Here is a 25,711-nt window from a genome sequence, read left to right on the forward strand (position 1 = left end):
CGGCGAAGGGCGGAAATAAAGCCCGCGCATGGTAGCGAAATAGCTGGAAAATTAAAATTGAACGACCGTGCTATTTTGTGTATGCTGTGTTTCGCCCGTCGGCTGAAACGCTTGTCGGGCGCGGGAATGCGGAGGGTTTACCCTTCGGTCGCGGCTCCGGCCGCGGCAGTCCGACGGCCGGGACAGGCCGGCAGTGCAGCACGAAGACATATTCGAGAATTCGAATCCCGAGACAACCCAAGACACCAAAGGAACCAGCATGACAGCGCAGTATCAGGTTCAGGACGGCGTAGCCGTCATCACGCTCGACAATCCCCCTGTCAACGGCCTGGGTCACAGCACCCGGCTTGGCATCGTCGATGGCATGACCCGTGCGCTGGACGATGCGGCCGTCAAGGCCATCGTCATCACCGGCGCCGGCAAGGCATTCTCGGGTGGCGCCGATATCCGCGAATTCAATACCCCCAAGGCCACGCAGGAGCCGACGCTGCATTCGGTGATCCGCGTGCTCGAAGGCTCGTCCAAGCCGGTGGTGGCAGCGGTCCATTCGGTGGCAATGGGCGGTGGCCTGGAGCTGGCGCTGGGCTGCAACTATCGCGTGGCGTCGAAGGGCGCGCAGATTGCGCTGCCGGAAGTGAAGCTGGGCCTGCTGCCCGGCGCCGGCGGCACGCAGCGCCTGCCGCGCGTGATCGGCCTGGAAGCGGCCGCGAACATGATCGTGTCGGGTACCGCCGTGCCGTCCGAGAAGTTTGCCGGCACCAAGCTGTTCGACGAGATTGTGGACGGTGACGTGCTGCCCGCCGCCTTCAAGTTCGCACAGAACGTTGCCGCCGCGCCCGGCCCGTACCCGAAGGTGCGCGATCTCAAGGTCCGCCACGAGAACGCCGAAGGCTTCCTTGGCTTCGCCAAGACCACCGTGGCTGCGATGGCCAAGAACTTCCCGGCGCCGCTGAAGTGCCTGGAAGCGGTGGCCGGCTCGATCAAGCCGTTCGAGCAGGGCCTGAAGGAAGAGCGCGATGGCTTCCTGTACCTGGTGACCACGCCGGAATCGCGCGCGCTGCGCCATGCTTTCTTCGGTGAACGCGCCGCCAGCAAGATCCCCGACGTGCCGTCGGACACGCCGGTGCGCAAGATCGAGAAGATCGCCGTGATCGGCGCCGGCACCATGGGTGGCGGCATCAGCATGAACTTCCTGAACGCTGGCATTCCGGTCACGATCCTGGAAACCAAGCAGGAAGCGCTGGACCGCGGCGTGGGCGTCATCCGCAAGAACTACGAGAACAGCGCCAAGAAGGGCAAGCTGACCCAGGAAAAGGTCGAGCAGCGCATGGGCCTGCTGTCGACCACGCTGTCCTATGACGACATCAAGGACGCCGACATGGTCATCGAGGCCGTGTTCGAAGAGATGGGCGTCAAGGAAGTCGTCTTCAAGAAGCTGGACGAAGTGATGAAGCCGGGCGCGATCCTGGCTTCGAATACCTCGACGCTGGACGTGGACAAGATCGCATCCTTCACCAAGCGTCCGCAGGACGTGGTCGGCATGCACTTCTTCAGCCCGGCCAACGTGATGAAGTTGCTCGAAGTCGTGCGCGGCGCGAAGACCGGCAAGGATGTGCTGGCCACCGTGATGGCGATCGGCAAGAAGATCAAGAAGACCGCCGTGGTGTCGGGCGTGTGCGACGGCTTTATCGGCAACCGCATGATCGAGCAGTACAGCCGCCAGGCCGGCTACCTGCTGGACGAAGGCGCATTGCCGGAGCAAGTGGACAAGGCCATCGAGAAGTTCGGTTTTGCCATGGGTCCTTTCCGCATGGGCGACCTGGCCGGCAACGATATCGGCTGGGCCATCCGCAAGCGCCGCGCCGTGGATAAACCGGACATCCAGTACTCGAAGACCGCCGACTTGCTGTGCGAAATGGGCCGTTACGGCCAGAAGACCGGCGCGGGCTGGTACGACTACAAGGCGGGCGACCGCAAGCCGTACCCGAATCAGCAGGTCAACGACATGATCGTGCAGCATTCGAAGGACCTCGGCATCACGCGCCGCAAGATCTCCGACGAGGAAATCGTCGAGCGCCTGGTGTTCGCGCTGGTCAACGAAGGCGCCAAGATCCTCGAAGAGGGCATTGCGTCGAAGGCCTCGGATATCGACATGGTGTACCTGACCGGCTACGGCTTCCCGCTGTTCCGCGGCGGCCCGATGCTTTACGCCGACCAGGTTGGCCTCTACAACGTGGCGCTGGCGATGAAGAAGTACGCCAAGGGCTACCACGGCGAAGCCTGGCAAGTCGCACCGCTGCTGCAGAAGCTGGCGGACGAAGGCAAGGGCTTCAACGACTGAGGCCCGGGCCGCAGCAAGGCAGAAGGAAGGCGAAAGCGAAGGCAAAGGTGAACATGAGACCCGGTCCGGATGACTGCCTGCTGGTGGTCGACGTGCAGAACGACTTCATGCCCGGCGGCGCGCTTGCCGTGCCGCGTGGCGACGAAATCGTTCCTGTCGTCAACCAGCTGGCGCGCATGTTTTCGCACGTGGTGCTGACGCAGGACTGGCACCCGGCGGACCATGTCTCGTTTGCCGCCAACCATGCGGGGACCCAGCCGTTCGAGATGCTGGCGTTGCCGTACGGCCAGCAGGTGCTGTGGCCGGTCCACTGCGTGCAAGGCACGGCGGGCGCGGCTTTCCATGCCGCGCTCGATGTGCCCAATGCCCGGCTGGTGATCCGCAAGGGCCATCATGCGGGCGTGGACAGCTACTCCGCCTTCCTGGAGGCGGACCGCAGCACGCGCACCGGACTGGCCGGCTATCTGCGCGAGCACGGCGTCAAGCGCGTGTTCCTGGCCGGACTGGCGACCGACTACTGCGTGGCGTGGAGCGCGCTCGATGCGCGCGCCGCAGGCTTTGAAGCCGTGCTGACCGAGGACGCCTGCCGCGCCATCGACCTGAACGGGTCGCTGGCACAGGCGTGGCAAGACCTCGCCGCCGCGGGCGTGAGGCGTATCCAGTCTGCCGACTTGCTGCAAGCCAAAGGCTGAACCGAACCAACCGAACTGAAAGACACCAAGATTCCGAGGAGCAAGACATGAACGAGGCAGTCATCGTATCCACCGCCCGCACCGGGCTGGCCAAGAGCTGGAAGGGCGCGTTCAACATGACCCATGGCGCCACGCTGGGCGGCCACGCCGTCGAGCACGCCATTGCACGTGCAAAGATCGAAGCCGGCGAAGTTGAAGACGTGCTGATGGGCTGTGCCAACCCCGAAGGCGCAACCGGCTCCAACATCGCACGCCAGATCGCTCTGCGCGCCGGTTGCCCGGTCACCGTGCCGGGTGCGACCGTGAACCGCTTCTGCTCGTCCGGCCTGCAGACCATCGCCATGGCCGCGCAGCGCGTGATTGCCGATGAAGGCGACATCTTCGTGGCCGGCGGCGTGGAAAGCATCTCGTGCGTGCAGTCCGAGATGAACCGCCACATGATCGCCGACCCGTGGCTGGTCAAGAACAAGCCCGAAATCTACTGGAACATGCTCCAGACCGCCGAGAACGTGGCCAAGCGCTACAACATCTCGAAGGATCGCCAGGACGAGTACGGCGTGCGCAGCCAGCAGCGCGCCGCCGCCGCCCAGGAAGCCGGCAAGTTCAAGGACGAGATCGTGCCGATCACGGTGCTTGCGGGCGTGGCCGACAAGTCCACGGGCCAGCTGGTCACGAAGGAAGTGACGCTGGACCGCGACGAAGGTATCCGCGGTGACACGACGCTGGAAGCCGTGTCTAAGATCCGCACCGCGGTGCCGGGTGGCGTGGTTACCGCCGGCAATGCTTCGCAGTTCTCGGACGGTGCTTCGGCAGCCGTGGTGATGAACGCACGCGTCGCGGCCGCCAAGGGCCTGCAGCCGCTGGGCGTGTTCCGCGGCTTTGCCGTGGCCGGTTGCGAGCCCGATGAAATGGGGATTGGCCCGGTGTTCGCGGTGCCCAAGCTGCTGAAGAAGGCCGGCCTGAAGGTCGACGACATCGGCCTGTGGGAGCTGAATGAAGCGTTTGCCGTGCAGGTGCTGTATTGCGCCGACAAGCTTGGCATTCCGATGGATCGCCTGAACGTGAACGGCGGTGCCATCGCCGTGGGCCATCCGTACGGCGTGTCGGGTGCGCGCCTGGTCGGCCATGCGCTGATCGAAGGCAAGCGCCGCGGCGTGAAGTACGTGGTGGTGACGATGTGCATCGGCGGCGGCCAGGGCGCGGCGGGTCTGTTCGAAGTGCTGTAAAGGCGGACCGCTTGTTTGCTCCCTCTCCCGCTTGCGGGAGAGGGAGCACGCTTGCAGCCATTCCCGGGCCAGCCGTTACAGCTGGCGCAATATCGCTCCGAAGTCACTCCCTTCCAGTAGGGCTGTCTGGCAGCCCCGGGGCACACCAGCAAGACAAAAGAATTCGCGGCACGCCAAGCAGTGCCGCACGGAGACACCATGTCGCTGATCCTTTCCCGCCGTGACCTGAATTTCGTCCTGTACGAGTGGCTCAAGGCCGAAGAACTGAGCCAGATTCCGCGCTATGCCGACCACTCGCGCGAGACCTTCGACGCGGCGCTGGATACCTGCGAAAAAATCGCCACCGACCTGTTCGCGCCGCACAACAAGAAGAACGACCAGCACGAACCGGAATTCGATGGCGAGACCGTCACCATCATTCCCGAAGTCGGCACCGCCCTGAAGGCCTTCTGCGAGGCTGGCCTGATGGCCGCCGGGCAGGACTATGAACTGGGCGGCATGCAGCTGCCCGTGCTGGTCGAGAAGGCCGGCTTCGCCTACTTCAAGGCCGCCAACGTCGGCACGAGTTCCTACCCGTTCCTGACCATCGGCAACGCCAACCTGCTGCTGACGCACGGCACGCCCGCGCAGATCGACACCTTCGTCAAGCCAGAGATGGAAGGCCGCTTTTTCGGCACCATGTGCCTGTCGGAGCCGCAGGCGGGTTCATCGCTGTCCGACGTGACGACGCGCGCCGAATACGAAGGTGAATCGCCGCTGGGCGCGCAGTACCGGCTGCGCGGCAACAAGATGTGGATCTCGGCAGGCGAGCACGAGCTGTCGGAGAATATCGTCCACCTGGTGCTGGCCAAGATTCCGGGCCCGGACGGCAAGCTCGTGCCGGGCGTGAAGGGGATCTCGCTGTTCATCGTGCCCAAGTACCTCGTCAACGCCGATGGCTCGCTCGGCGAGCACAACGACGTGGTGCTCGCCGGGCTGAACCACAAGATGGGCTATCGCGGCACCACCAATTGCCTGCTGAACTTCGGCGAGGGCATGAAGCACCGGCCAGGCGGCAAGGCCGGTGCGATCGGCTACCTGGTCGGCGAGGCCGGCAAGGGCCTGGCCTGCATGTTCCACATGATGAACGAGGCACGCATCGGCGTGGGCCTGGGCGCCGTGATGCTCGGCTATACCGGCTACCTGCATGCGCTGGACTATGCGCGCAACCGTCCGCAGGGCCGCCCGCTCGGCCCCGGCGGCAAGGATCCCGCCAGCCCGCAGGTGAAGCTGGTCGAGCACGCCGATATCCGCCGCATGCTGCTGGCGCAGAAGAGCTACGTCGAAGGCGGCCTGGCGCTGAACCTGTATTGCGCGAAGCTCGTCGACGAAGAACGCGCCGCGGCCACCGCCGGCGATGCGCCATCGCACGCGCGGCTGTCGCTGCTGCTGGACATCCTGACGCCGATCGCCAAGAGCTGGCCGTCGCAGTGGTGCCTGGAAGCCAATAACCTGGCGATCCAGGTGCATGGCGGCTACGGCTATACCCGCGAATACAACGTCGAGCAGTTCTACCGCGACAACCGCCTGAACCCGATCCACGAAGGCACGCATGGCATCCAGGGCCTGGACCTGCTGGGCCGCAAGGTGGTGATGAAGGATGGCGCCGCGTTCCGGCTGCTGGGCGAGCGCGTGCAGGCCACTTGGGAGCGCGCGTTGTCCACGGGCGACAAGGAACTGGCCGGCGAAGCCCGTGCCCTGGGCGCTGCTGCCACGCGCCTGTCGGAGGTCACCAAGGTCCTCTGGAGCGCGGGGGATGCCAACGTGACGCTGGCCAACGCCAGCCTCTACCTCGAGGCCTTCGGCCACGTGGTGGTGGCGTGGATCTGGCTGGAGCAGGCACTGGTGGCGCAGGATGCGCTGGCACGCGGCGCCAGCGGCGAAGACGAGATGTTCTATCGCGGCAAGCTGGCCGCGGCCGCGTACTTCTCGCGTTGGGAACTGCCGAAGGTGGGTCCGCAACTCGACCTGCTGGCCACGCTGGACCGCACCACGCTGGACATGCAGGACGCCTGGTTCTGACTGGCTCCTCCACTCCCCGACATCAAGAATCATCAAGGAACCGAATCATGCGTACCATCCAGCAACTGTTTGACCTGAAGGGCCGTACCGCGCTGATCACCGGCGGTTCGCGCGGGCTTGGCCTGCAGATCGCCGAAGCGCTCGGCGAGCAGGGCGCGCGCGTGGTGCTGTCCGCGCGCAAGGCCGACGAACTGCAGGCCGCGCAGGCGCATCTGAAATCGCGCGGCATCGAGGCCGACTGGATCGCCGCCGACGGCGCGCAGGAGGCGGACATTGTGCGCCTGGCCGATGAGGCGCTGGCGACGCTGGGCCACGTCGACATCCTCGTCAACAACGCCGGCGCAACCTGGGGCGCTCCCGCTGAAGACTATCCGGTCGAGGCCTGGGACAAGGTGATGAACCTGAACATCCGCGGCCTGTTCCTGCTGAGCCAGCGCATCGGCAAGCTGTCAATGATTCCGCGCCGCCATGGCCGCATCATCAACGTTGCGTCGATCGCCGGACTTGCGGGCAACCCGCCGGGCTCGATGGAGACCATTGCCTACAACACCTCGAAGGGTGCCGTGATCAACTTCACGCGCACGCTGGCAGGCGAATGGGGCGAGCACAACATCACCGTCAACGCGCTTGCGCCGGGCTTTTTTCCGTCGAAGATGACCAAGGGCTCGCTCGATCGCATGGGCGTCGATGCCATGTGCGCGGGCGTGCCGCTGCATCGCCTGGGCGATGACGAGGACCTGAAGGGTGCCGCGCTGCTGTTTGCCAGCGACGCGGGCAAGCACATCACCGGCCAGGTGCTGGCGGTGGACGGCGGCGTCAGCGCGGTCTGACGGCTATCGGTGCACGGTCCTAACGATAGTCGGAGTTTGCGGCAATAATGCGGAACCGGTGCCGGCGGCATCATCTGTCTTCGGCACCACACCATCCCCCACACCAAATCGCATTGCCATGAACCAGTACACCGGCTCACTGAGCCATATTCCTTTCCTTGCCGATCTCGGCGTGACTTGCAGCCTGGCGGAGGGCGGACGCAGCGAGATCTCGCTGCCGATCGAGAAGCGCCACGAGAACAGCTGGGACATGGCCCACGGCGGCGTGATCATGACCCTTCTCGACGTGGCCATGGCAGTGGCCGGCCGCAGCAGCGATGCCGACGGCCGCGGCGTGGTCACCATCGAGATGAAGACCAGCTTCATGGCGCCGGGGCGCGGCCATCTGACCGCGCGCGGCACCACCGTGCACCGCACCACCACCATGGTGTTCTGCGAGGCCGAGATCGTCGACGCCGACGGCAAGACCGTGGCGCGCAGCTCGGGCACGTTCAAGTACATCCGGCGCATGCCTCCGCAGCGTCCGGGCGCAACGGATACCGGCGCCGACGGCTGAACGCCGGCACAGCAAACACAAGGGAGCGGATTCGCCGCTCCCGCATCGCAGCCACGCAGTGTCCTGCAGCCCGCAGTTTTCCAACTCCCATTGGAAGGAACCGACCATGTTGAACACATTCAAGCGCATCGTTCTCGCATCGCGTCCCGAAGGCGCGGTGACGCCCGCCAACTTCCGGCTCGAAGAAGTGCCCGTGCCGCAGCTTGCCGACGGCCAGGTGCTGGTGCGCAACCACTACCTGTCGCTGGACCCGTACATGCGCGGCCGCATGAACGAGAGCAAGTCCTACGCCGTGCCCCAGCCGCTGAATGAAGTGATGATCGGTGGCACGGTTGGCGAAGTCGTCGCCAGCAAGAACGCAAAGTACAAGGTCGGCGACAAAGTCGTCGGCATGTTCGGCTGGCAGGAGATGGGGGTGAGCGATGGCACCGGCATGCAGCCGGTCGATACCACGCATCTGCCGCTGTCGGCTTACCTCGGCTCGGTCGGCATGCCGGGCGTGACGGCGTGGTACGGGCTGAACAAGATCATCCAGCCCAAGGCCGGCCAGACCGTGGTGGTCAGCGCCGCGTCGGGCGCGGTCGGCAGCGTGGTCGGGCAGTTGGCCAAGCTGGCCGGCTGCCGAGCCGTGGGTTTCGCGGGCGGCAAGGACAAGTGCGACTACGTGGTCAACGAACTCGGCTTCGACGCGTGTATCGACTACAAGGCGGCCAAGGATGCGAAGGAGCTTTACACGATGCTCAAGGCGGCCACGCCCGACGGCATTGACGGCTACTTCGAGAACGTCGGCGGCGACATCCTCGACGCGGTGCTGACGCGCATGAATGCGTTCGGCCGCATCGCCATGTGCGGCATGATCGCGGGCTATGACGGCCAGCCGCTGCCGCTGAAGAACCCGCAACTGATCCTGGTGTCGCGCCTGACCGTCGAAGGGTTCATCGTCTCCGAGCACATGGAAGTGTGGCCGCAGGCGCTGAAGGAGCTGGGCACGGCCGTTGCGCAGGGCAAGATCAAGTTCCGCGAATCGGTCGCACAGGGACTGGAAAGCGCGCCGGAAGCGTTCATGGGCCTGCTCAAGGGCAAGAACTTCGGCAAGCAGCTGGTCAAGCTGGTGTAAGCGGCGAGGGCGCGGCCGGCCCTGCGCGGCCGGCTGGCCTGCATAGAACGACAACCACAGGAGACAGCCATGAACGCACCGCAAGCCCGGCCAGCACCCGACGACGAGATCGGCGCCGGCCTGTCAGAAGAGGTCAAGGCACGCTATCGAAACCTGCCGCGCCCGCCGCAGTTCGACACGCCGGCGCAGGAACGCCTGCACCGCAAGCAGCGCCTCGCCGCAGCCTTCCGGTTGTTCTCCAAATTCGGTTTCGACGAGGGCGTGGCCGGCCACATCACCGCGCGCGACCCCGAGTTCACCGATACCTTCTGGGTCAATCCGTTCGGCGTGCATTTCAGCCAGGTGACGGTGTCGAACCTGATCCGCTGCGACCATCACGGCAACGTGGTCGAGGGCGACTATCCGGTCAATGCGGCGGCGTTCGCGATTCATTCGCGCGTCCACCAGACCCGTTCCGATGCCGTGGCCGCAGCGCATTCGCATAGCACCTATGGCCGCGCCTGGTCCACGCTGGGCCGTCCGCTCGATCCGCTCACACAGGATGTCTGCGCGTTCTACAACGACCACGCTCTCTATGACGACTTCGGCGGCGTGGTGGTGGAGCTGGACGAAGGCCAGCGCATCGCCAATGCGCTGGGATCGAACAAGGCCGCCATCCTGCAGAACCACGGGCTGCTGACGGTGGGCAAGACGGTCGACGAGGCCGCGTGGTGGTTCATCACGATGGAGCGTTCGTGCCAGGTGCAACTGCTGGCCGAGGCGGCTGCCGCGCGTACCAATGCGCCGCTCAAAGTCATTTCCGATGCTGCCGCACGCCAGGCTTATTCGATCGTCGGTACCGCGCAGGCAGGCTGGTTCCAGTTCCAGCCGCTGTATGCCCGTATCGTCAAAGAGCAGCCCGACCTGCTGGACTGACACGATGACCTGCATGCCGCATGCAGGGCGGTACTGACCGACCGGAACATAAGGCAAACCACAGCGAGAGGGGACTAGAACATGAAGCAATTCGAAGGCAGGGTAGCCGTCATCACGGGTGGCGCTTCGGGCTTTGGCAAGGAATTTGCGCGCACGGGCGCGGCGCTCGGCATGAAGCTGGTGCTGGCCGATGTGCAGCAGGATGCGCTGGATGCCGCCGTGGCCGAACTGAAGGCGCAAGGTGCCGAGGTGATCGGCGTGCGCACCGATGTCTCGCGCGGTGAACAGGTGCAGGCGCTGGCCGACGCGGCCATGGAGCGCTTCGGTCAGGTCAACGTGCTGTTCAATAACGCCGGCGTCGGCGCGGGCGGCCTGCTGTGGGAAAACTCGCTGAAGGACTGGGAGTGGGTGCTGGGCGTGAACCTGTACGGCGTGATCCACGGTGTGCGCATCTTCACGCCGCTGATGCTGGCCGCCGCCGCGAAAGATCCCGCGTACCAGGCGCACATTGTCAACACGGCGTCGATGGCGGGCATGCTGAGTCCTCCGGCGATGGGCGTCTACAACGTGTCCAAGCATGCCGTGGTCACGTTGACCGAAACGCTTTACCAGGACCTCGGGCTCGTCACCGAGCAGGTGCGCTGCTCGGTGCTGTGCCCGTACTTCGTGCCGACCGGCATCAACCAGTCACAGCGCAACCGGCCCACCGATCTGGCGAACGACGCGCCGCCCACGCGTTCGCAGATGGTGTCGCAGGCGTTGACGGACAAGGCGGTCACTTCCGGCAAGGTCACGGCCGAGGACGTGGCGCGCAAGACCTTCGATGCCATCCGCGACGAAAGCTTCTATATTTATTCGCACCCGCAGGCCCTCGCACCCGTGCAGCAACGTTTCGAGGACATCATCGGCCAGCGCAATCCGGGCGATCCGTTCGCGGACAAGCCCGAGGTGCGCGCCGGCCTGGTTGCCGCGCTGCGCGGCTGACGCAACGCAACAAACCAGACGAGGCCCGCGCATGGAGAACGCCATGACCGCCCCCGCCGTAATCCGCCATCTGCAGTTTGCCAGCCTGCCCAACGGCACGCGCCTGCACTATGCCAGCGCCGGGGAGCGCGGCAAGCCGCTGATGCTGTTCGTGCATGGCTTCCCGGAGTTCTGGTTCGAGTGGGAAGCCCAGCTTGCCGAATTCGGCCGCACCCACTTTGCGGTGGCGCCGGACCTGCGCGGCTTCAACCTGTCGAGCAAGCCCGAGGCCGTCGACGCTTACCGCCCGCGCCATATCGTCGAGGACCTGGTGCAGTTCGTCTCCGTGCTCGGCTACGAACGCTGCATCGTCGTGGCCCACGACTGGGGCGGGGCGATCTGCTGGAACCTTGCCATCCAGTTCCCGCAACTGGTCGAGCAACTGGTGATCATTAATTCGCCGCATCCGTACCTGTTCGCCAAAGCGCTGGCAACTGATCCGCAGCAGCAGGCGGCCTCGGCCTATATGAACTGGCTACGCCGCCCGGGCTCGGAAGAAATCCTGGCCGCCAATGGTTTCGCGATGCTGGAGAACATGCTCAAGGCGGGTGGCGAGCAACCCGCGCCGTGGTTCAGCGGCGAAACGCGCGAGAAATACCTGGCCGCATGGGCGCAGCCGGGCGAGGGCGAATCGCATTCGCTGTCGGGCGGCGTCAATTACTACCGCGCTTCTCCGATGCATCCGCCCGGGCCCGGCGAGCCGCCGCCGGACATCTCGCGGCTCGATCCGGCGGCGTTCGTGGTGCGCGTGCCAACCTTCGTGATCTGGGGCGAGCGCGACCGCGCACTGCCGAAATCGCTGCTCGATGGCCTCGACCAGTTCGTGCCGGACATGCGGCTGGAGCGCATTCCGGACGGCACGCACTGGGTAGTGCACGAGCAGCCGGAACTGGTCAACCGGTTGATACGCAGCGCGCTGAAGTAGCGGAAAACGCAGTCTTGCCGTGCAGTTGGGATGGTTGCCCGGCCATAACTGGCCGGGTCGCCCGCGCGAAAACTGTCCCTGTCTGCCGGCAGATCCGGGTGGTAGATTGCCTCGTCGACAACGCGCAGCCCCCATGCGCCACACGGAGCAGGCAATGAAGACTATCGGGCTGATCGGCGGCATGAGCTGGGAATCGTCCGCCGAATACTACCGTCTCATCAACCAGGGCATGAAAGCCCGGCTGGGCGGGCATCGCAATGCGCGCAGCGTCATGGCCACGGTGTGCTTCGAGGAGATCAAGGCGCTGCAGCACGATGGGCGCTGGGACGAGCTTGCCGTGCTGATGCAGCAGGCCGCCCGGCAGTTGCAGGCCGGCGGTGCCGATTTCGTGCTGCTGTGTACCAACACCATGCATCGCGTGGCCCCGGCGATCGAAGCTGCGTTGTCGGTGCCGTTCGTCCATATCGTCGACCCGACCGCGCTGGCGCTGCGCGAAGCAGGCATCGGCCGTGTCGCGCTGCTCGGCACGCGCTTCACGATGGAGCAGGATTTCTACCGCGGCCGGATGCACGACCGCCATGGCATCGAGACCGTGGTGCCGGACGAAGCCGATCGCGCCATCGTGCACGACATCATCTATGACGAGCTCTGTCATGGGACGATTCGCGACGCGGCGCGCGCGGAATTCCAGCGCATCATCGGCGAACTCGGCACGCGCGGCGCGCAGGGCGTGATCCTCGGCTGCACCGAGATCACGCTGCTGATCGGCCCGCAGGACAGCGCGCTGCCGGTGTTCGATACCACCGCGCTGCATGCGCAGGCCGCGGTGGCCATGGCCGATGATGGCGTGGTGCCGTAGGCGTCGTCAGGACAGGCGCTCGCGGTACAGCTTGTAGTTCTCGTCGTCGAAGCAGACGAACGTCACCTGTTCGATGCCTTTGGCGGTAGCCAGGGCCTCGCGCACCGCACGGATGGCGATATCGGCCGCGCGTTCCCGCGGAAAGCCGTAGATGCCGGTGCTGATATTGGGAAAGGCAATGGTGCGCAGGTGATGTTCGGCGGCCAGCCGGATGCTGTTGCGGTAGGCACTGGCCAGCTGTGCGTCTTCGTCGCGGCTGCCGCCATGCCAGACCGGGCCGACCGCATGGATGACGTACGGCGCGGGCAGCAGTCCGCCGGTGGTGATCACCGCCTCGCCGGTCGGGCAGCCACCCTGCGTGTCGCGGATGGCCTTGCACGCCGCCATGATCGCGGGTCCGCCGGCACCGTGGATGGCGCCGTCCACGCCGCCGCCGCCGAGCAGGCCGCTGTTGGCCGCATTGACGACTGCGTCGACTTCCATCCGGGTAATGTCGCCATGCACAACCTGCAAGTGTTCACCAGTCATTCGCTGTCTCCCCCAGTGGATGAGTGTCCCGGACCGGCCCAGGGCCAGGCTGGCCTACATGGACGCCACAAGCATACGCCGATAATCCTCCGCGCTGGCCTCTTTTGGATTGGTCTTGTGGCAGTGGTCGAGCAGCGCGCCCGCGATCACCTTGTCGAACATGTCCTCGGTGACACCCATCTGGCGCAGGCCGGTGGGCAGCCCCAGGCGGGCGGTCATGTCGTGCACGGCCTGGGCGATGTCGGCGTCTTCCGGCAGGTGCATGGCGCGGCGCAGGCGCGCATAGCGGTCGTCGCGGACCACGGTCGGGGCGTCGGCATTGAAGCGCAGCACGGCTGGCATGACCACCGCGTTGAGCGTGCCGTGGTGCAGGCCGGTCTTGCCGTCGATCTTCAGTCCGCCGAGCGGATGCGACAGCGAATGCACGCAGCCCAGGCCCTTCTGGAACGCCATGGCGCCCTGCATGGACGCGCTCATCATATTGAGCCGCGCATCGCGGTCCTTGCCGTCGCGGGTGGCGCGCTCGATATGGCCCCAGCCGCGCTCCAGGCCGTCCAGTGCAATGCCGTCGGCGGGCGGATTGAAGGCGGGCGCCAGGAAGGTCTCGATGCAATGGGCAATCGCATCCATGCCGGTCGCGGCGGTCAGGCCGGCAGGCAGCCCCAGCGTCAGTTCCGGGTCGCAGATGGCTGATTTCGGCAGCAAGTGCCAGGAGTGGAAGCCGAGCTTGCGCCCGTCGTCGAGGATGATGATGGCGCCACGCGCCACCTCGCTGCCCGTGCCGGAAGTGGTGGGCACGGCAATCAGCGGCGCGGCGCGCTCGGTGATCTTCGCGCTGCCGCCTTCGATGGTCGCGTAGGTGGTCAGTTCGCCCGGATGCGTGGCGAGGATCGCGATGCCCTTGGCCAGGTCGATCGAAGAACCACCGCCGACGGCGACCAGGCCATCGCAGCCGGCGTCGCGATATTGCTGTGCGGCCTTGCGCACCATGGCCTCTGTGGGGTTGGACGGGGTCTCGTCAAAGACCGCCACCGGCAGGCCTTTCATCGCATCGATCGCGCGCTGCGCCACGCCCGCCGCGACCACGCCCTTGTCGGTCACCAGCAGCGGCCGACGGATACCGATGCGTTCACATTCGGACTTGAGCAGGCTCACCGCGCCGAAGTCGAGATGGATGTGGGTCAGATAATAGATAAAGGCCATGGTTCGCTGTCTCCTGCGGCGATCCGCCGCTAATTTCGCTTCTAGGGCGCTTCCTGTATTCACTGGCCAAACGGGTTCGATGGGTCGATCATCGCCCAGAAAACCCCCGCCGCGCTCATGCATCGGGGTTATTTCGGACTGCCCGCTTCCTGAAACACTGGCATGATACTTAAATCGAACGATCGTTCACAATTCGAACTTCTCCCGATGCCGGGGGAAGCGGGAAACATTTTGGCCGGCCAGGATGCCGCCAGGGCTGTATCGAATCCAGTGTCTGCCATGTCCGCTGTACCGTCCACCTCATCACCCGCCTCGCCCGCTGGCCACGCGGTTACTGGCATGCCGGCGGTGGCACTCGATCCGCAAGTGGCAGCGTTGCTCGACCTGATCGCGCGTGCCAAGCGGCCGCCCATCCATGTGATGGACGTCGAAGACGCCAAGATCGCGTACGAGAAGAGTGCGCCCATCCTCGATATTTCGCCGCCCGCGGTACACGCGGTGGAGGATCTCCATATCTGTGCACGCGATGGCCATGCCATTCCGGTACGCCTGTATGCGGCGCGCGAGGCGAGCTGGGCCGAGCCGTTGCCGTTGCTCGTGTATTTCCATGGCGGTGGTTTTACGGTGGGCAGCGTGAATTCGCACGATCCGTTGTGCCGCATGCTGGCGTCGCGCGCCGATTGCATGGTGCTGTCCGTCGACTATCGCCTCGGACCGCAATGGCGATTCCCGACCGCGGCCAGCGATGCCTTCGACGTGCTGCACTGGGTGTTCGAGGAAGCCGCCCGCCTGGGCGCGGACCCGCAGCGCATTGCGCTGGGCGGAGACAGCGCCGGCGGCACGCTGGCCACGGCCTGCGCCATCCATGCGCGCGACAGCGGCCTGGCGCCCGTGCTGCAACTGCTGATCTATCCAGGCACCTGCGCGCGACAGGACACGCCGTCGCACCGGGCTCTGGCAGACGGCTATCTGCTCACCGAGGACATGATCCAGTGGTTTTTCTCGCACTACCTTGACCAGGAATCCAGCCGCGACGACTGGCGCTTTGCTCCGCTCGACGGCGGCGGCGCCGGTGCCGATGTGCGCGGCTGCTGTCCCGCGTGGATCGCCGTGGCCGGCTACGACCCGCTGCATGACGAGGGCGTGGCCTACGCGGAAAAATTGCGCGCGGCCGGCGTGGCGGTCACGCTGGCCGACTATGCTGGCATGATCCACGATTTTTTCAAGATGGGCCGTTTCGTCCCCGCCGTGGCGCAGGCGCATGCCGACGCCGTGGCGGCGCTCCGGGCCGCTTTCGGCACCGGGCAATAAAAAGCAAGCATCGGGCCGCGGCACGCGCGGCACCCGATCCAATCATTTCTAGCAGTGACTTGCAGCACAAGGAGATATCGTCAAATGCAACGCCGCCAATTCATCGCCCGCGCCGGCCTCGCCGCCGCCACCGCCGCGCTTGGTTTCGCCGCCATGCCCGCGCAAGCGCAGGCAGAGAAATTCCCGCAACGCCCGATCCGCCTGGTCATCGGCTATACGGCCGGCGGTTCCACGGATATCCCGTTCCGCGTGCTCGCTGAAAACGCCTCGAAGATCCTCGGCCAGCCCGTCATCGTCGAGAACAAGCCGGGTGCCGGCGGCGTGCTGCCGGCCCAGATGATGCAATCGACGCAGCCGGACGGCTACACGCTGGCGCAGGTCGCCATGCCGGTCTATCGCCTGCCGTACACGACCAAGATCAACTGGGACCCGGTCAAGGACCTGAGCTACATCATCAACCTGGCCGGCTATTCGTTCGGCCTGGTGGTCCCGGCCGATTCGCCGATCAAGACCATGCAGGACTACATCGCCTACGCCAAGGCCAATCCGGGCAAGCTGACCTACGGCTCGCCCGGCACCATGACCACGCTGCACCTGACCATGGAAGAACTGGCGATGAAGCAGGGCGTGCAGTTCTCGCACATCCCGTACAAGGGCAACTCCGAATCGATGCAGGCGCTGCTGGGCGGCCACGTGATGTCGGTGGCCGATACGCCGGCGTGGGCGCAGTACGTGGAGCAGGGCAAGCTGCGCCTGCTGTCGACGTGGGGCGACAAGCGCTCGGCGCGCTTCCCGAACGTGCCGACGCTGAAGGAACTGGGCATGGGCATCGTGCAGACCTCGCCGTTTGGCCTGGTGGCACCGAAGGGCACCGACCCGAAGATCGTGCAGAAGCTGCATGACGCCTTCAAGAAGGCCATGGAAATGCCGAACTACCGCGAATCGCTGGCCAAGTTCGACATGGAGCCGTACTACATGAACAGCGCACAGTACTCGCAGTTCGCCGCGGATACGGTGAAGAAGGAAAAGGCCATCATCGAGAAACTGGGCCTGGCCAAGCAGTAAATTCGCTGGCGCCAGCCTGCACCACGGCTCAGGCCGCCATCCCGCCGGAACCATGCGAAGCGGGGTGGCGGCCTGAATGCCATGTGAGATCCATTCAAGGGAGACCAGCCCGATGGCAAAAGAAGATTTCCGCCACAGCATGCCACTGCGCGTGCGCTGGGCCGAAGTCGATCCGCAGTCGATCGTCTTCAATGCGCACTACCTGACCTACTGCGATATCTGCGTGACCGAATACTGGCGCGATGCCGGCATCCGCTATCCGGAAGACGTGCTGCACGCGCATGGGGTCGATATCTTCGTGGTCAAGTCCACGCTGGAGTATCACGCGTCAGCGCGGTTCGACGATGTGCTCGAAATCCGCGGCCGTATGGCGCGGATGGGGCGGTCGAGCATGCTGTTCCGGGTGGAGATGTACCGGGGGGACGAACACCTGATCACGGGCGAAATCGTGTATGTGTGCGCGGATCCGACGTCGCAGAAATCGGCGCCGATTCCGGGGACGGTGAGGGAGATTATTGAAGGGTATGAGGTGGTGAAACCGGCGGCGTGAGGCTGCCGTGGTTTCTCCCCTCTCCCGCTAACGGGAGAAGGGAACGGCTTCTGCGAGATGCGAGGGCGCTGGCAGTAGCGAGCGGGGGGCAGCAAAACGTTGCGGCTTACTTCGCCAACCCCGCATCCTCGATATACGCGCGGATCACCTCATCAAAACTCGCATCGCTCTGGAACCCCAGCGATATCGCGCGTTCCGCATTCCACGCCGCCGGCCACGTGCCCACAATCTTCTCGACGCGTTCCTCGCGCTGCCACGTCACCCGGTTGGCCGCTGCATCGCCCGCCACGCGGCGTAGCGCTTCAACCATGCCCGCTGCCGTCACCGACAGACCCGGCAGGTTCACCACACGGCGGTTGCCCAGACGCTCGCCATCCAATTCGATACCGTTGACAAGCGCCGTCACGGCCGCGCGCGGCGATAGCAGCCACAGCGGCGTTTCCGGTGCCACGGGGCAATTGGCCTCCACGCCCGCCAGCGGCTCGCGGATGATGCCGCTGGCAAATGACGAGGCCGCCGCATTGGGCTTGCCCGGTCGCACGCTGATGGTCGGCAGGCGCAGCACGCGGCCGTCTACGAAGCCGCGGCGGCTGTAGTCGGACAGCAGCAATTCGCCGATGGCCTTCTGCACGCCGTAGGACGATTGCGGGTTCAGCGCCGTATCGTCCTGCACCACGGGTGGCAGCTCGCCGCCATAGACCGCGACCGAGCTGGTGAACAGGACGCGCGGCTTGTGGCCGGCCAGGCGGCAGGTTTCCAGCAGCGCGCGCGAGGCGTCGAGGTTGACGCGCATGCCAAGCTCGAAGTCGGCCTCGGCCTGGCCCGAAACCACGGCGGCCAGGTGGAAGATGGCGCCGGTGTCGGCATCGATGGCTTGCGCAAGGACGGCGGGGTCCGACAGGTCGCCGCTCACCACGCGCACGCGCGCATCATCCAGGCCTTGCGGCGCTACCACGTCGAGCAGCGTCAGGCGGTCGAAGGCGACGGCGCGGCCGTCCAGGTCGAGGGTCCCGCGCCGCAGCAGCAGGCGCGCCAGTTGCAGGCCGAGGAAGCCGGCGCCGCCGGTAATCAGTACGTTCATGGCAATGCTTCTCCGTGGGTTCAGCGCTTCAGGTAAGGCTTGATCCAGCCCAGGCCGGCGGAGGTGCCGGCGCGCGGCCGATACTCGCAGCCGATCCAGCCCTGGTAGCCCAGGTTGTCGATGACGTCGAACAGGTACGGGTAGTTCAGTTCGCCGATGTCCGGCTCGTGGCGCTCGGGCACGCCGGCAATCTGGATGTGGCCGATGCCCGCGAAGTCGCGCTGCAGTGTCTTAGTCACGTCGCCTTCCACGATCTGGCAGTGGTAGCAGTCGAACTGCACCTTCAGGCTGTCGGCGCCGACTGCCTTGCAGATGGCCTGGCCGTCGTCCTGGCGGTTCAGGAAATAGCCGGGCATGTCGCGCGTGTTGATTGGCTCGACCAGCACGGTGATGCCTTGCGCTGCGGCGGCGTGGGCGGCATGGGACAGGTTTTCGAGGTAAGTGGCGCGGCAGCGCGAGCGGTCGGCCTCGGCCGGGATCAGGCCGGCCATCACGTGGATGCGGTCGTTGCCGATCACGCCGGCATATTCGAGTGCGCGGCTGAACGCGGCGCGAAACTCCGCTTCGCGGCCGGGCAGGGCGGCAATGCCGCGTTCGCCCGCGGCCCAGTCCCCCGGCGGCGCGTTGAACAGCGCCTGCACCAGGCCATGGGCGTCGAGACGCGCGCGCAGTTCGGCGGCCGGGTGTTCGTACGGGAACAGGTACTCGACTGCCTGGAAGCCATCCGCCGCAGCGGCGGCAAAGCGGTCCAGGAAGTCATGCTCCGTGTACATCATTGAAAGGTTGGCGGCGAAACGCGGCATGGTTGGCTTCCGGTTGTGAGTCTTGAATGCGGGCGGGTCAGCGGTTGACCAGCTTGGCCGGTGTCAGCCATACGAGCACGGCGCCGACCACCAGGATCGCCGACAGCACGTACATCGGCAACTGCGTGCTGTGCGTCATGTCCTTGAGCGCACCGACCATATACGGCGACACGAAGCCGGCCAGGTTGCCCACCGAGTTGACCACCGCGATGCCCGAAGCAGCGGCGATGCCAGACAGGAACGCGGTTGGCAGCGACCAGAACAGCGGCGCGCAGGTCAGCACCCCGGCGGCGGCCAGCGACAGCGCGGCGATGGCTACGGTCGTATTGTCCGCAAACGAGGCCGCAATCGCAAAGCCCGTGGCGCCCATCAGTGCCGGCACGATCAGGTGCCAGCGGCGCTCGCTGCGGGCATCGGCGCTGTGGCCGAGGAAGTTCATGACGACAATCGCGCACAGGAACGGAATCGCCGACAGCAGGCCGATGTTGAAGTTGCCGGTGACGCCACTGGCCTTGACCAGCGTGGGCATCCAGAACGTCAGCGCATACTGGCCGGTGACAAAGCAGAAGTAGATCAGGCACATCCACCAGACGCGGCTGTCACGGAACACGGCGCCGAGCGAGTGGCCATGCGATTTGCCCGAGGCGGCGCCGGCCGCCTTGACCGCATTCTGCTGGTCTGCCTCGACATTGCGCTTGAGCACGCGTTTTTCATCAGCGTCGAGCCACGGCGCCTTGTCGATGCCATCACGCAGCACGAAGACGGTCAGCACGCCGATCAGCAGGGACGGCAGCGCTTCGATGATGAACATCCATTGCCAGCCGCGCAGGCCATGGGTGTTGTTGAAGGCGTCCATGATCCAGCCCGACAGCGGATTGCCGAACATGCCGGCCACGGGAATGCCCGACATGAACAGCGCGATCATCTTTGCGCGGCGGTTGGCCGGGTACCAGTAGGTCAGGTAGAGGATCACGCCGGGATAGAAGCCCGCTTCGGCCAGGCCCAGCAGGAAGCGCATCACGTAGAACTGGGTCGGCGTCTGCACGAACATGAACAGCCCTGACACGATGCCCCAGGTGATCATGATGCGCGCGATCCAGATGCGCGCGCCGAGCTTGTGCATCAGCAGGTTGCTGGGCAGTTCGAACAGGAAGTAGCCGATGAAGAACAGGCCGGCGCCAAGACCGAACACGGTCTCGGAGAAGGCCAGGTCCTGGCCCATCTGCAGCTTGGCGAAGCCGACATTGACGCGATCGAGATAGGCGATCACGTAGCACAGCATCAGGAACGGCATGATGCGCCAGAACACCTTGTGATAGGCGCGTTTCTCGATCTGGGCGTCGGCGTCGAGCCGGGCATTGCCGCCCAGGCTGTCGTAGGCGGGCACGCTGGCCGCGGGTTGGTTCGGTGTCACGGTGGTCTCCGTTCGGGTTTTGGGGGCGCGAGTGTTCTCCGCGCGGCTGCCTGGCGGCAGTCGCGTCCGGGTCGCGTCGGGTCGGGAATCAGTAAGTTGCTACCAGCGGGCTTTGAAGGTATCCCGCAGTTCGGTGAGTGCGCTTTCGCTGAGCGCGGCGCGGGCGGCGAAGCCCGGCACATCTTTCATCATCATCCAGAGCTTCGCGGTCTCCTCCAGTTCTTCCAGCGCGAAGGCCGCGCGCGAGACGCCGGACTCCCACACCACCGGACCGAGCCGCTCCAGCATGACGCCGCGCACCTTGCTGGCGAGCGTGGCAACCTGCGCCGCAACGGCCGGATCGCCGGGGCGGTGGTACGGAATCATCGGGATGTGGCCGACCTTCATGACGTAGTACGGCGTGAGCGGCGGCACGATATCGGCGGGCGCCCACACGCCGGCCAGCGTCAATGCCACGAGGTGCGTCGAGTGCGTATGCACCACGGCGTTCGCCTCGCGGTTGTTGTCATAGATGGCGCGGTGCAGCGTCAGCGTCTTCGACGGCTTGTCGCCCGAGACCCAGTTGCCGTCGCCGGACACCTTGGCCACGGCTGCCGGATCCATCATGCCGAGGCAGGCGTCGGTCGGCGTGATCAGCCATCCATCATCGAGCCGCGCGCTGATGTTGCCCGCCGAGCCAACCGTATAGCCGCGCTGGAAGAGGCTCGCGCCGATGCGGCAGATCTCTTCGCGCAGCTTGCTTTCCTGGCTCATGGCTGTCCTCCGAGTTGGGCGAGTGCCTGCGCGAAGAAATCCTCGCCGCCGAAGTTGCCGGATTTCAGGGCGAGCGCGAGCGGCTGAGCATCGAGCGTGACGGTTGCAGGCACACCCGGCGCGATCTGCTCGCCGATGCGCAACGCCCGCACACCCAGCGCCTGCACGACGGCGCCCGAAGTCTCGCCACCCGCGACAACGAAGCGGCGCGTGCCGCTGGCGAGCAGTCCGGCCGCGATACCGGCCAGCGCCTGTTCGACCAGATGGCCCGCGCGTTCCACGCCGAGTTCGGCTTGCACGGCCTTGACTTCATCGGGGCTGCTGGTCGCGTAGATCAGCACAGGCTCATCGCGGCCGGCCGCAAAGGCGAGCGCGGCATCGACTACCGCCTCGCCGCGCGCGAGTGCCAGCGGATCGATGCGCAGGGCGGGGCGGCCTTCACCGAGCCAGCGCGCAACCTGGCCGTTCGTCGCGCGAGAGGCGCTGCCAGCCAGCACGACGCCATGGCCGTCGATGCGCGGCACCGACGCGGCATCGCCACGCTGCGGCAGCAGGCCCGCACGGCGGAAGTTCTCGGGCAGGCCCAGCGCGATACCCGAGCCGCCGGTGATGAGCGGCAGGTCCGCGCACGCTTGTCCGAGCGTGAACAGGTCGGCATCGGACACAGCATCGGCAATCGCGAGGCGCACGCCATCGCCGCGAAGGTCCGCAATACGTTCGGCAGTCGCATTCGCACCGCGAGCGACGGCGTCGTAGCGCAGCAGGCCGACCTTGCCCCGGCTCTGCTCCTGCAGCACGCGTACGAGGTTCGCGTCGGTCATTGGCGTGAGCGGATGGTGCTCCATGCCTGACTCGTTCAGCAGGACATCGCCGACGAACAGATGGCCGCGGAAAATCGTGCGGCCATTCTCGGGGAAGGCCGGGCAGGCGATGGTGAAGTCGCTATCGAGCGCTGCCAGCAGGGCTTCGGCGACGGGGCCGATATTGCCGGCGCTGGTTGAATCGAACGTCGAGCAATACTTGAAGACGAACTGCCTGCAACCCTGTCCGCGCAGCCGGTCGAGCGCGGCCAGCGATTGCGCCACGGCGTCGGCGGCGGGAATGGTGCGCGACTTGAGCGCGACCACGATGGCATCGGCTTGCGCCATGTCTTGCACGGCGCCGGCGTCCGGGACGCCAATGGTCTGCACCGTGCGCATGCCGTTGCGCACCAGCGTGTTGGCCAGGTCGGTGGCGCCGGTGAAGTCGTCGGCGATGCAGCCCAGCAGCGGGCGCTTTTGCGCTTGGATGGCGGTCATGATGCGCTGCGCCTCAGTGGGCCTTGTCGGCGTTGGCCGGAAGTTCGATGCCGGGGAAGATCTTGATCACGGCGGAATCGTCCTCGCCGCCGTGGCCGGCGGTGGAGGCCATCATGAACATCTGGTGCGCGGCGGCGGACAGCGGCAGCGGAAATTTGCTGGTGCGCGCGGTGTCGAGCACCATGCCGAGGTCCTTGACGAAGATGTCGACCGCCGACAGCGGCGTGTAGTCGCCGGAGAGGATATGCGGCACGCGGTTCTCGAACATCCACGAATTGCCGGCGCTGTGCGTGATGACGTCGTACAGCGCATCCGGGTCGACGCCTTCGCGCAGGCCCAGCGCCATGGCTTCGGCCGCGGCGGCGATATGCACGCCGGCCAGCAGCTGGTTGATGATCTTGACCTTGGAGCCGGCACCGTGGGCATCGCCCAGGCGGTAGACCTTGCCGGAAATGGCGGCGAGAACGTCTTCGGCAAGCGAATAAGCTTCGGCGGGGCCGGACGTCATCATGGTCATCTCGCCGCTGGCCGCGCGCGCGGCGCCGCCGGACACCGGGGCGTCGAGCATCAGGACGCCTTGCTCGCCAAGACGGCGGCCCAGGGCTTCGGCAAAGGCGGGCGGCACCGTCGCGCTGGCAATGACGAGCGTGCCCGGGCGCATCGCCGTGGCGGCGCCGTTGGCGCCGAACAGTACGGCCTCGGTTTGCTGGGCATTGACCACCAGCGTGATCACGACATCGCAGCGGCTGCCCAGTTCGGCGGGGCTGGCGCACGGCACGCCGCCGGCATCGGCAAAGCGCTGCAGCACGTCGGGCCGCAGGTCGCAGGCATGCACGTTGAGGCCCGCGCGCAGCAGCGACTGCGCTACACCGTTGCCCATGGCGCCAAGGCCGATTACGCCGATATTCCGGGACATAGAAAACTCCTGATGCAGGTGAGACTGGTCAATCGATGAGGACGGCGCCGGTTCAGCTAGCCGTGCCGGAACGCTCGTCGTCCGCTTCGTCCTGGCCCAGCTGGGACAGGCGGCGGGCGGCGTTGAACATATGGTTTTGCGCGGCATTGCTGGCGGCCAGCGCGTCGCCCGCGCGGATCGCGGCGACGATGGCAAGGTGTTCGTCGCGCACCTGGCGCGTGAAGTCGGCGCGGCGCGCTTCGTTGGTCCGCGTCACGCGCGTTGCGGCTTCCAGGTACTGGCTCAGGAATTCGAGGGTCTTGAGGAAATACGGATTACCCGTGGCCGCTGCAATGGCGCGGTGGAATGCCACGTCGGCGGCGACACCGTCGCCGCCCTCGGCCACTTCGGCATCGAGCCGGGCCAGCGCCGCGTCGATGGCCACCATGGTCGCGTCGGTACGGCGGCGCGCGGCCTGCGCCGCCACTTCGGCCTCGATGGCCCGGCGCAGTTCGACGATCTGCAGGACCGAATCCAGCGTGCCGGTGTCGGTGTAGTCGATTCGCAGCGGGCGGATGCCGGCCTGCTCGGTCACGAACACGCCGCTGCCCTGGCGCGATTCGACCACGCCTTCGTATTTGAGCCGCGAGATCGCTTCGCGGATCACCGTGCGGCTGACGCCGAATTCCTCGGACAGCACAGCTTCCGTCGGCAGCTTGTCCCCGCGCGAGAAGGCGCCGCTCTGGATCTTGTCCAGCAGTTGTTCGGCGACATTGTCGGTCAGGGCTCGGGCCGGGACTTTCTGGAACATGGCTTATCTGGTCATCGGGTGGTCAGGTCATCATACAAATTTAACAGGGATCTGTTAGCGCAGGTAAACCCTTATACGGTGCAGGCTGCACGATGACGGTGCCTCCGATACGCGGAGGTTTGTGGCGTATCATGGCAGCCGCAGCCTACCCGCGGTTCCAACGCTTATCCGCTTACTTCCAACGAATTTCCATGCCTGTCACCGTCCTGATTTGTCCCTGGTCCGAAGCGCGCGAGCGAGCACGCGCCATCCGCTACGCGGTGTTCGTCGAAGAGCAGGGCGTGCCGGTCGAGCTGGAGTGGGACGAATGGGATGAGCCGAGCTGGCATGCCCTGGCGCTGGCCGGGGACGGCACGCCGGTTGCCACCGGCCGTCTGCTGCCCGACGGGCATATCGGCCGCATGGCGGTGCTCGGCCTGGTGCGGGGCACCGGTGTCGGCGCGCGCGTGCTGGAGGCGCTGATGAACAAGGCCGCCGAACTGGGCTATCCGGAGCTGGTGCTCAACGCGCAGACGCATGCCGCGGCATTTTATGCGCGCGCCGGTTTCACGCAGGCCGGGGATGAATTCGAGGAAGCCGGCATCCCGCACGTGGAGATGCGCAAACGCCTGCGCGGCTGATCAGCGCGGCGCCGGTACCGTGCCCGTGTCGCGGGCCAGGTTCAGCTTGCCGCGATAGGAGACCTCGCCGGTCTGGCCGTTCGCATCGAAGCTGCGTTCGCTGAAATCGAAGCGCCCGTCGTGGCGCACGCGCAGCACGGTGCTCGCGCGCGTGCCGTAGTTGGGCGAGCGGATGAACGCCGACGACAGCAGCTTTTCCCACTCGGGCGAGACACCGGTCGAGGGCAGCTCGAAGTTCGCGGCCTGGCGCTCGTCAGCCAGCAGTTGGAGGTAGGGTGCGGCGCTGGCGTTGGCATGGCCGGTATCGGCCGCCAGCACTTCCGCGAGCGCGCCGACCCGGCTGCGCACCTTGGGCCACGGCGTATCGAGCAAGGCGTTGGATAGCCCGTACAGGCCCGGCCGCAGGCGCTCCGGCTGGCGAGAGGCCGACCGGTTGCTGTACCACCAGAGTTCGTGCAAATCGCAGGCCAGCAGATTGAAGCCGTTGTAGCAGCCGTCCGCGCCTGCGAGGGCGCCAAGGTAGTCGGCTGGCCCCCGGTGTCCTCGCAGGAAGCCGGCCACCAGTTCACCGCGCGAACGCGCGTCGGTGCGTTTTTCCGACGGGGCGCGATAGTTTGTCAGCGCGGCAAAGCGGCCTTCGCCCGCCACGCCCATCCAGGTGCCGGGCTCGCCGATGACATCGGCCAGGTCGCGGCCCGCCAGCACCTGCGAGGCCTCCTGCCACCAGTGCGCGGGCGCCGCCGGACGGGCATAGAATTCGTCGCGATTGCCGGCCACCACCAGGGCATAGTCCGGGTGTGATTGCCAGGCAACCAGGATCAGGCACATTGCTTT

General features: G+C 66.0%; 25 protein-coding genes. 15 read left to right on the forward strand and 10 right to left on the reverse strand.

Going from position 1 to position 25,711, the window contains the following annotated elements; translation table 11 throughout:
- Nucleotides 1-259: 259 nt before the first annotated feature.
- From ACIGJC_RS06890 to ACIGJC_RS06940, 11 genes are all read left to right on the forward strand, one after another.
- A complete protein-coding gene (locus ACIGJC_RS06890) occupies nt 260-2,341 on the forward strand; it encodes a 3-hydroxyacyl-CoA dehydrogenase NAD-binding domain-containing protein (RefSeq protein ID WP_483711260.1) in 2,082 nt (693 codons plus the stop codon).
- Nucleotides 2,342-2,394: 53 nt separating this feature from the next.
- Entirely contained in the window at nt 2,395-3,033 is a 639-nt protein-coding gene (gene pncA, locus ACIGJC_RS06895) for a bifunctional nicotinamidase/pyrazinamidase (protein WP_483711261.1), read from the forward strand.
- 47 nt (nt 3,034-3,080) lie between these two features.
- A complete protein-coding gene (locus ACIGJC_RS06900; RefSeq protein WP_483711262.1) occupies nt 3,081-4,259 on the forward strand; it encodes an acetyl-CoA C-acyltransferase in 1,179 nt (392 codons plus the stop codon).
- A gap of 198 nt (nt 4,260-4,457) precedes the next feature.
- Nucleotides 4,458-6,320 (forward strand): acyl-CoA dehydrogenase, encoded by a 1,863-nt coding sequence (locus tag ACIGJC_RS06905; protein WP_483711263.1) that lies wholly within the window; start codon nt 4,458-4,460, stop codon nt 6,318-6,320.
- 47 nt (nt 6,321-6,367) lie between these two features.
- The gene (locus tag ACIGJC_RS06910) at nt 6,368-7,150 is read left to right on the forward strand and encodes an SDR family oxidoreductase (RefSeq protein ID WP_483711264.1); all 783 of its coding nucleotides are present in this window, start codon (nt 6,368-6,370) and stop codon (nt 7,148-7,150) included.
- A gap of 118 nt (nt 7,151-7,268) precedes the next feature.
- On the forward strand, nt 7,269-7,706 hold the full coding sequence (locus ACIGJC_RS06915) for a PaaI family thioesterase (protein ID WP_483711265.1): 438 nt from the start codon (nt 7,269-7,271) through the stop codon (nt 7,704-7,706).
- A gap of 106 nt (nt 7,707-7,812) precedes the next feature.
- Nucleotides 7,813-8,823: an NADP-dependent oxidoreductase gene (locus ACIGJC_RS06920; protein ID WP_483711266.1), complete on the forward strand. Its 1,011-nt coding sequence runs from the start codon at nt 7,813-7,815 to the stop codon at nt 8,821-8,823.
- A gap of 69 nt (nt 8,824-8,892) precedes the next feature.
- Nucleotides 8,893-9,738, forward strand: coding sequence for a class II aldolase/adducin family protein (locus ACIGJC_RS06925; protein ID WP_483711267.1), 846 nt, complete (start codon nt 8,893-8,895; stop codon nt 9,736-9,738).
- A gap of 81 nt (nt 9,739-9,819) precedes the next feature.
- Nucleotides 9,820-10,722, forward strand: a complete 903-nt coding sequence (locus tag ACIGJC_RS06930) for an SDR family oxidoreductase (protein ID WP_483711268.1) — start codon at nt 9,820-9,822, stop codon at nt 10,720-10,722.
- Nucleotides 10,723-10,753: 31 nt separating this feature from the next.
- On the forward strand, nt 10,754-11,686 hold the full coding sequence (locus ACIGJC_RS06935) for an alpha/beta fold hydrolase (protein ID WP_483711269.1): 933 nt from the start codon (nt 10,754-10,756) through the stop codon (nt 11,684-11,686).
- Between the two features lie 154 nt (nt 11,687-11,840).
- Nucleotides 11,841-12,545 (forward strand): aspartate/glutamate racemase family protein, encoded by a 705-nt coding sequence (locus ACIGJC_RS06940; RefSeq protein WP_483711270.1) that lies wholly within the window; start codon nt 11,841-11,843, stop codon nt 12,543-12,545.
- Nucleotides 12,546-12,551: 6 nt separating this feature from the next.
- On the opposite strand, the gene ACIGJC_RS06945 is transcribed toward ACIGJC_RS06940, so the two are convergent.
- Together ACIGJC_RS06945 and ACIGJC_RS06950 are read right to left on the reverse strand one after the other, a co-directional pair.
- Nucleotides 12,552-13,073, reverse strand: a complete 522-nt coding sequence (locus ACIGJC_RS06945) for an O-acetyl-ADP-ribose deacetylase (protein ID WP_483711271.1) — start codon at nt 13,071-13,073, stop codon at nt 12,552-12,554.
- Between the two features lie 54 nt (nt 13,074-13,127).
- Complete coding sequence (locus ACIGJC_RS06950) at nt 13,128-14,276, reverse strand: iron-containing alcohol dehydrogenase (protein ID WP_483711272.1); 1,149 nt, start codon at nt 14,274-14,276, stop codon at nt 13,128-13,130.
- A 339-nt stretch (nt 14,277-14,615) separates the two neighbouring features.
- On the opposite strand from ACIGJC_RS06950, the gene ACIGJC_RS06955 reads away from it, so the two are divergent.
- From ACIGJC_RS06955 to ACIGJC_RS06965, 3 genes are all read left to right on the forward strand, one after another.
- Nucleotides 14,616-15,587, forward strand: a complete 972-nt coding sequence (locus ACIGJC_RS06955) for an alpha/beta hydrolase (protein ID WP_483711273.1) — start codon at nt 14,616-14,618, stop codon at nt 15,585-15,587.
- A gap of 84 nt (nt 15,588-15,671) precedes the next feature.
- Complete coding sequence (locus ACIGJC_RS06960; RefSeq protein ID WP_483711274.1) at nt 15,672-16,652, forward strand: tripartite tricarboxylate transporter substrate binding protein; 981 nt, start codon at nt 15,672-15,674, stop codon at nt 16,650-16,652.
- Nucleotides 16,653-16,764: 112 nt separating this feature from the next.
- Entirely contained in the window at nt 16,765-17,202 is a 438-nt protein-coding gene (locus ACIGJC_RS06965) for a YbgC/FadM family acyl-CoA thioesterase (protein ID WP_483711275.1), read from the forward strand.
- Between the two features lie 106 nt (nt 17,203-17,308).
- On the opposite strand, the gene denD is transcribed toward ACIGJC_RS06965, so the two are convergent.
- The 7 genes from denD to ACIGJC_RS07000 all read right to left on the reverse strand — a co-directional run bounded on the left by denD (nt 17,309) and on the right by ACIGJC_RS07000 (nt 24,257).
- A complete protein-coding gene (gene denD / locus ACIGJC_RS06970; protein ID WP_483711276.1) occupies nt 17,309-18,283 on the reverse strand; it encodes a D-erythronate dehydrogenase in 975 nt (324 codons plus the stop codon).
- Nucleotides 18,284-18,303: 20 nt separating this feature from the next.
- Nucleotides 18,304-19,086 (reverse strand): 2-oxo-tetronate isomerase, encoded by a 783-nt coding sequence (otnI, locus tag ACIGJC_RS06975; RefSeq protein ID WP_483711277.1) that lies wholly within the window; start codon nt 19,084-19,086, stop codon nt 18,304-18,306.
- Nucleotides 19,087-19,123: 37 nt separating this feature from the next.
- Nucleotides 19,124-20,500, reverse strand: coding sequence for an MFS transporter (locus ACIGJC_RS06980; RefSeq protein WP_483711278.1), 1,377 nt, complete (start codon nt 20,498-20,500; stop codon nt 19,124-19,126).
- Nucleotides 20,501-20,599: 99 nt separating this feature from the next.
- A complete protein-coding gene (otnC, locus tag ACIGJC_RS06985) occupies nt 20,600-21,253 on the reverse strand; it encodes a 3-oxo-tetronate 4-phosphate decarboxylase (protein ID WP_483711279.1) in 654 nt (217 codons plus the stop codon).
- Nucleotides 21,250-22,551: a 3-oxo-tetronate kinase gene (gene otnK / locus ACIGJC_RS06990; protein ID WP_483711280.1), complete on the reverse strand. Its 1,302-nt coding sequence runs from the start codon at nt 22,549-22,551 to the stop codon at nt 21,250-21,252. The genes otnC and otnK overlap by 4 nt, the downstream gene beginning before the upstream one ends.
- 13 nt (nt 22,552-22,564) lie before the next feature.
- Nucleotides 22,565-23,467 (reverse strand): L-threonate dehydrogenase, encoded by a 903-nt coding sequence (gene ltnD / locus ACIGJC_RS06995; protein ID WP_483711281.1) that lies wholly within the window; start codon nt 23,465-23,467, stop codon nt 22,565-22,567.
- Between the two features lie 52 nt (nt 23,468-23,519).
- Nucleotides 23,520-24,257 carry a FadR/GntR family transcriptional regulator gene (locus ACIGJC_RS07000; RefSeq protein ID WP_483711282.1) on the reverse strand — a complete coding sequence of 246 codons (738 nt, stop codon included), beginning with the start codon at nt 24,255-24,257 and terminating at the stop codon, nt 23,520-23,522.
- Between the two features lie 191 nt (nt 24,258-24,448).
- On the opposite strand from ACIGJC_RS07000, the gene ACIGJC_RS07005 reads away from it, so the two are divergent.
- Nucleotides 24,449-24,877 carry a GNAT family N-acetyltransferase gene (locus tag ACIGJC_RS07005; RefSeq protein ID WP_483711283.1) on the forward strand — a complete coding sequence of 143 codons (429 nt, stop codon included), beginning with the start codon at nt 24,449-24,451 and terminating at the stop codon, nt 24,875-24,877.
- Here the strand turns inward: ACIGJC_RS07005 and ACIGJC_RS07010 are convergent, their stop codons facing one another.
- Nucleotides 24,878-25,705 (reverse strand): NRDE family protein, encoded by an 828-nt coding sequence (locus ACIGJC_RS07010; protein WP_483711284.1) that lies wholly within the window; start codon nt 25,703-25,705, stop codon nt 24,878-24,880. It abuts the gene before it with no gap.
- Nucleotides 25,706-25,711 lie beyond the last annotated feature (6 nt).

This window comes from Cupriavidus sp. C3SS-1 (assembly GCF_057073755.1).

Coding starts and splice junctions, on each gene's coding strand:
- ACIGJC_RS06960 (WP_483711274.1), top strand. CDS start 15,672: ATGCAACGCCGCCAATTCATCGCCCGCGCCGGCCTCGCCGCCGCCACC.
- otnC (WP_483711279.1), bottom strand. CDS start 21,253: ATGAGCCAGGAAAGCAAGCTGCGCGAAGAGATCTGCCGCATCGGCGCG.
- ACIGJC_RS06965 (WP_483711275.1), top strand. CDS start 16,765: ATGGCAAAAGAAGATTTCCGCCACAGCATGCCACTGCGCGTGCGCTGG.
- denD (WP_483711276.1), bottom strand. CDS start 18,283: ATGAACGTACTGATTACCGGCGGCGCCGGCTTCCTCGGCCTGCAACTG.
- ACIGJC_RS06955 (WP_483711273.1), top strand. CDS start 14,616: ATGCCGGCGGTGGCACTCGATCCGCAAGTGGCAGCGTTGCTCGACCTG.
- ACIGJC_RS06950 (WP_483711272.1), bottom strand. CDS start 14,276: ATGGCCTTTATCTATTATCTGACCCACATCCATCTCGACTTCGGCGCG.
- ACIGJC_RS06930 (WP_483711268.1), top strand. CDS start 9,820: ATGAAGCAATTCGAAGGCAGGGTAGCCGTCATCACGGGTGGCGCTTCG.
- ACIGJC_RS06900 (WP_483711262.1), top strand. CDS start 3,081: ATGAACGAGGCAGTCATCGTATCCACCGCCCGCACCGGGCTGGCCAAG.
- pncA (WP_483711261.1), top strand. CDS start 2,395: ATGAGACCCGGTCCGGATGACTGCCTGCTGGTGGTCGACGTGCAGAAC.
- ACIGJC_RS06920 (WP_483711266.1), top strand. CDS start 7,813: ATGTTGAACACATTCAAGCGCATCGTTCTCGCATCGCGTCCCGAAGGC.
- ACIGJC_RS06925 (WP_483711267.1), top strand. CDS start 8,893: ATGAACGCACCGCAAGCCCGGCCAGCACCCGACGACGAGATCGGCGCC.
- ACIGJC_RS06905 (WP_483711263.1), top strand. CDS start 4,458: ATGTCGCTGATCCTTTCCCGCCGTGACCTGAATTTCGTCCTGTACGAG.
- ACIGJC_RS07000 (WP_483711282.1), bottom strand. CDS start 24,257: ATGTTCCAGAAAGTCCCGGCCCGAGCCCTGACCGACAATGTCGCCGAA.
- ACIGJC_RS07005 (WP_483711283.1), top strand. CDS start 24,449: ATGCCTGTCACCGTCCTGATTTGTCCCTGGTCCGAAGCGCGCGAGCGA.
- ACIGJC_RS06945 (WP_483711271.1), bottom strand. CDS start 13,073: ATGACTGGTGAACACTTGCAGGTTGTGCATGGCGACATTACCCGGATG.
- ACIGJC_RS06915 (WP_483711265.1), top strand. CDS start 7,269: ATGAACCAGTACACCGGCTCACTGAGCCATATTCCTTTCCTTGCCGAT.
- otnI (WP_483711277.1), bottom strand. CDS start 19,086: ATGCCGCGTTTCGCCGCCAACCTTTCAATGATGTACACGGAGCATGAC.
- ACIGJC_RS06910 (WP_483711264.1), top strand. CDS start 6,368: ATGCGTACCATCCAGCAACTGTTTGACCTGAAGGGCCGTACCGCGCTG.
- ACIGJC_RS06890 (WP_483711260.1), top strand. CDS start 260: ATGACAGCGCAGTATCAGGTTCAGGACGGCGTAGCCGTCATCACGCTC.
- ACIGJC_RS06940 (WP_483711270.1), top strand. CDS start 11,841: ATGAAGACTATCGGGCTGATCGGCGGCATGAGCTGGGAATCGTCCGCC.
- otnK (WP_483711280.1), bottom strand. CDS start 22,551: ATGACCGCCATCCAAGCGCAAAAGCGCCCGCTGCTGGGCTGCATCGCC.
- ACIGJC_RS06935 (WP_483711269.1), top strand. CDS start 10,754: ATGGAGAACGCCATGACCGCCCCCGCCGTAATCCGCCATCTGCAGTTT.
- ltnD (WP_483711281.1), bottom strand. CDS start 23,467: ATGTCCCGGAATATCGGCGTAATCGGCCTTGGCGCCATGGGCAACGGT.
- ACIGJC_RS07010 (WP_483711284.1), bottom strand. CDS start 25,705: ATGTGCCTGATCCTGGTTGCCTGGCAATCACACCCGGACTATGCCCTG.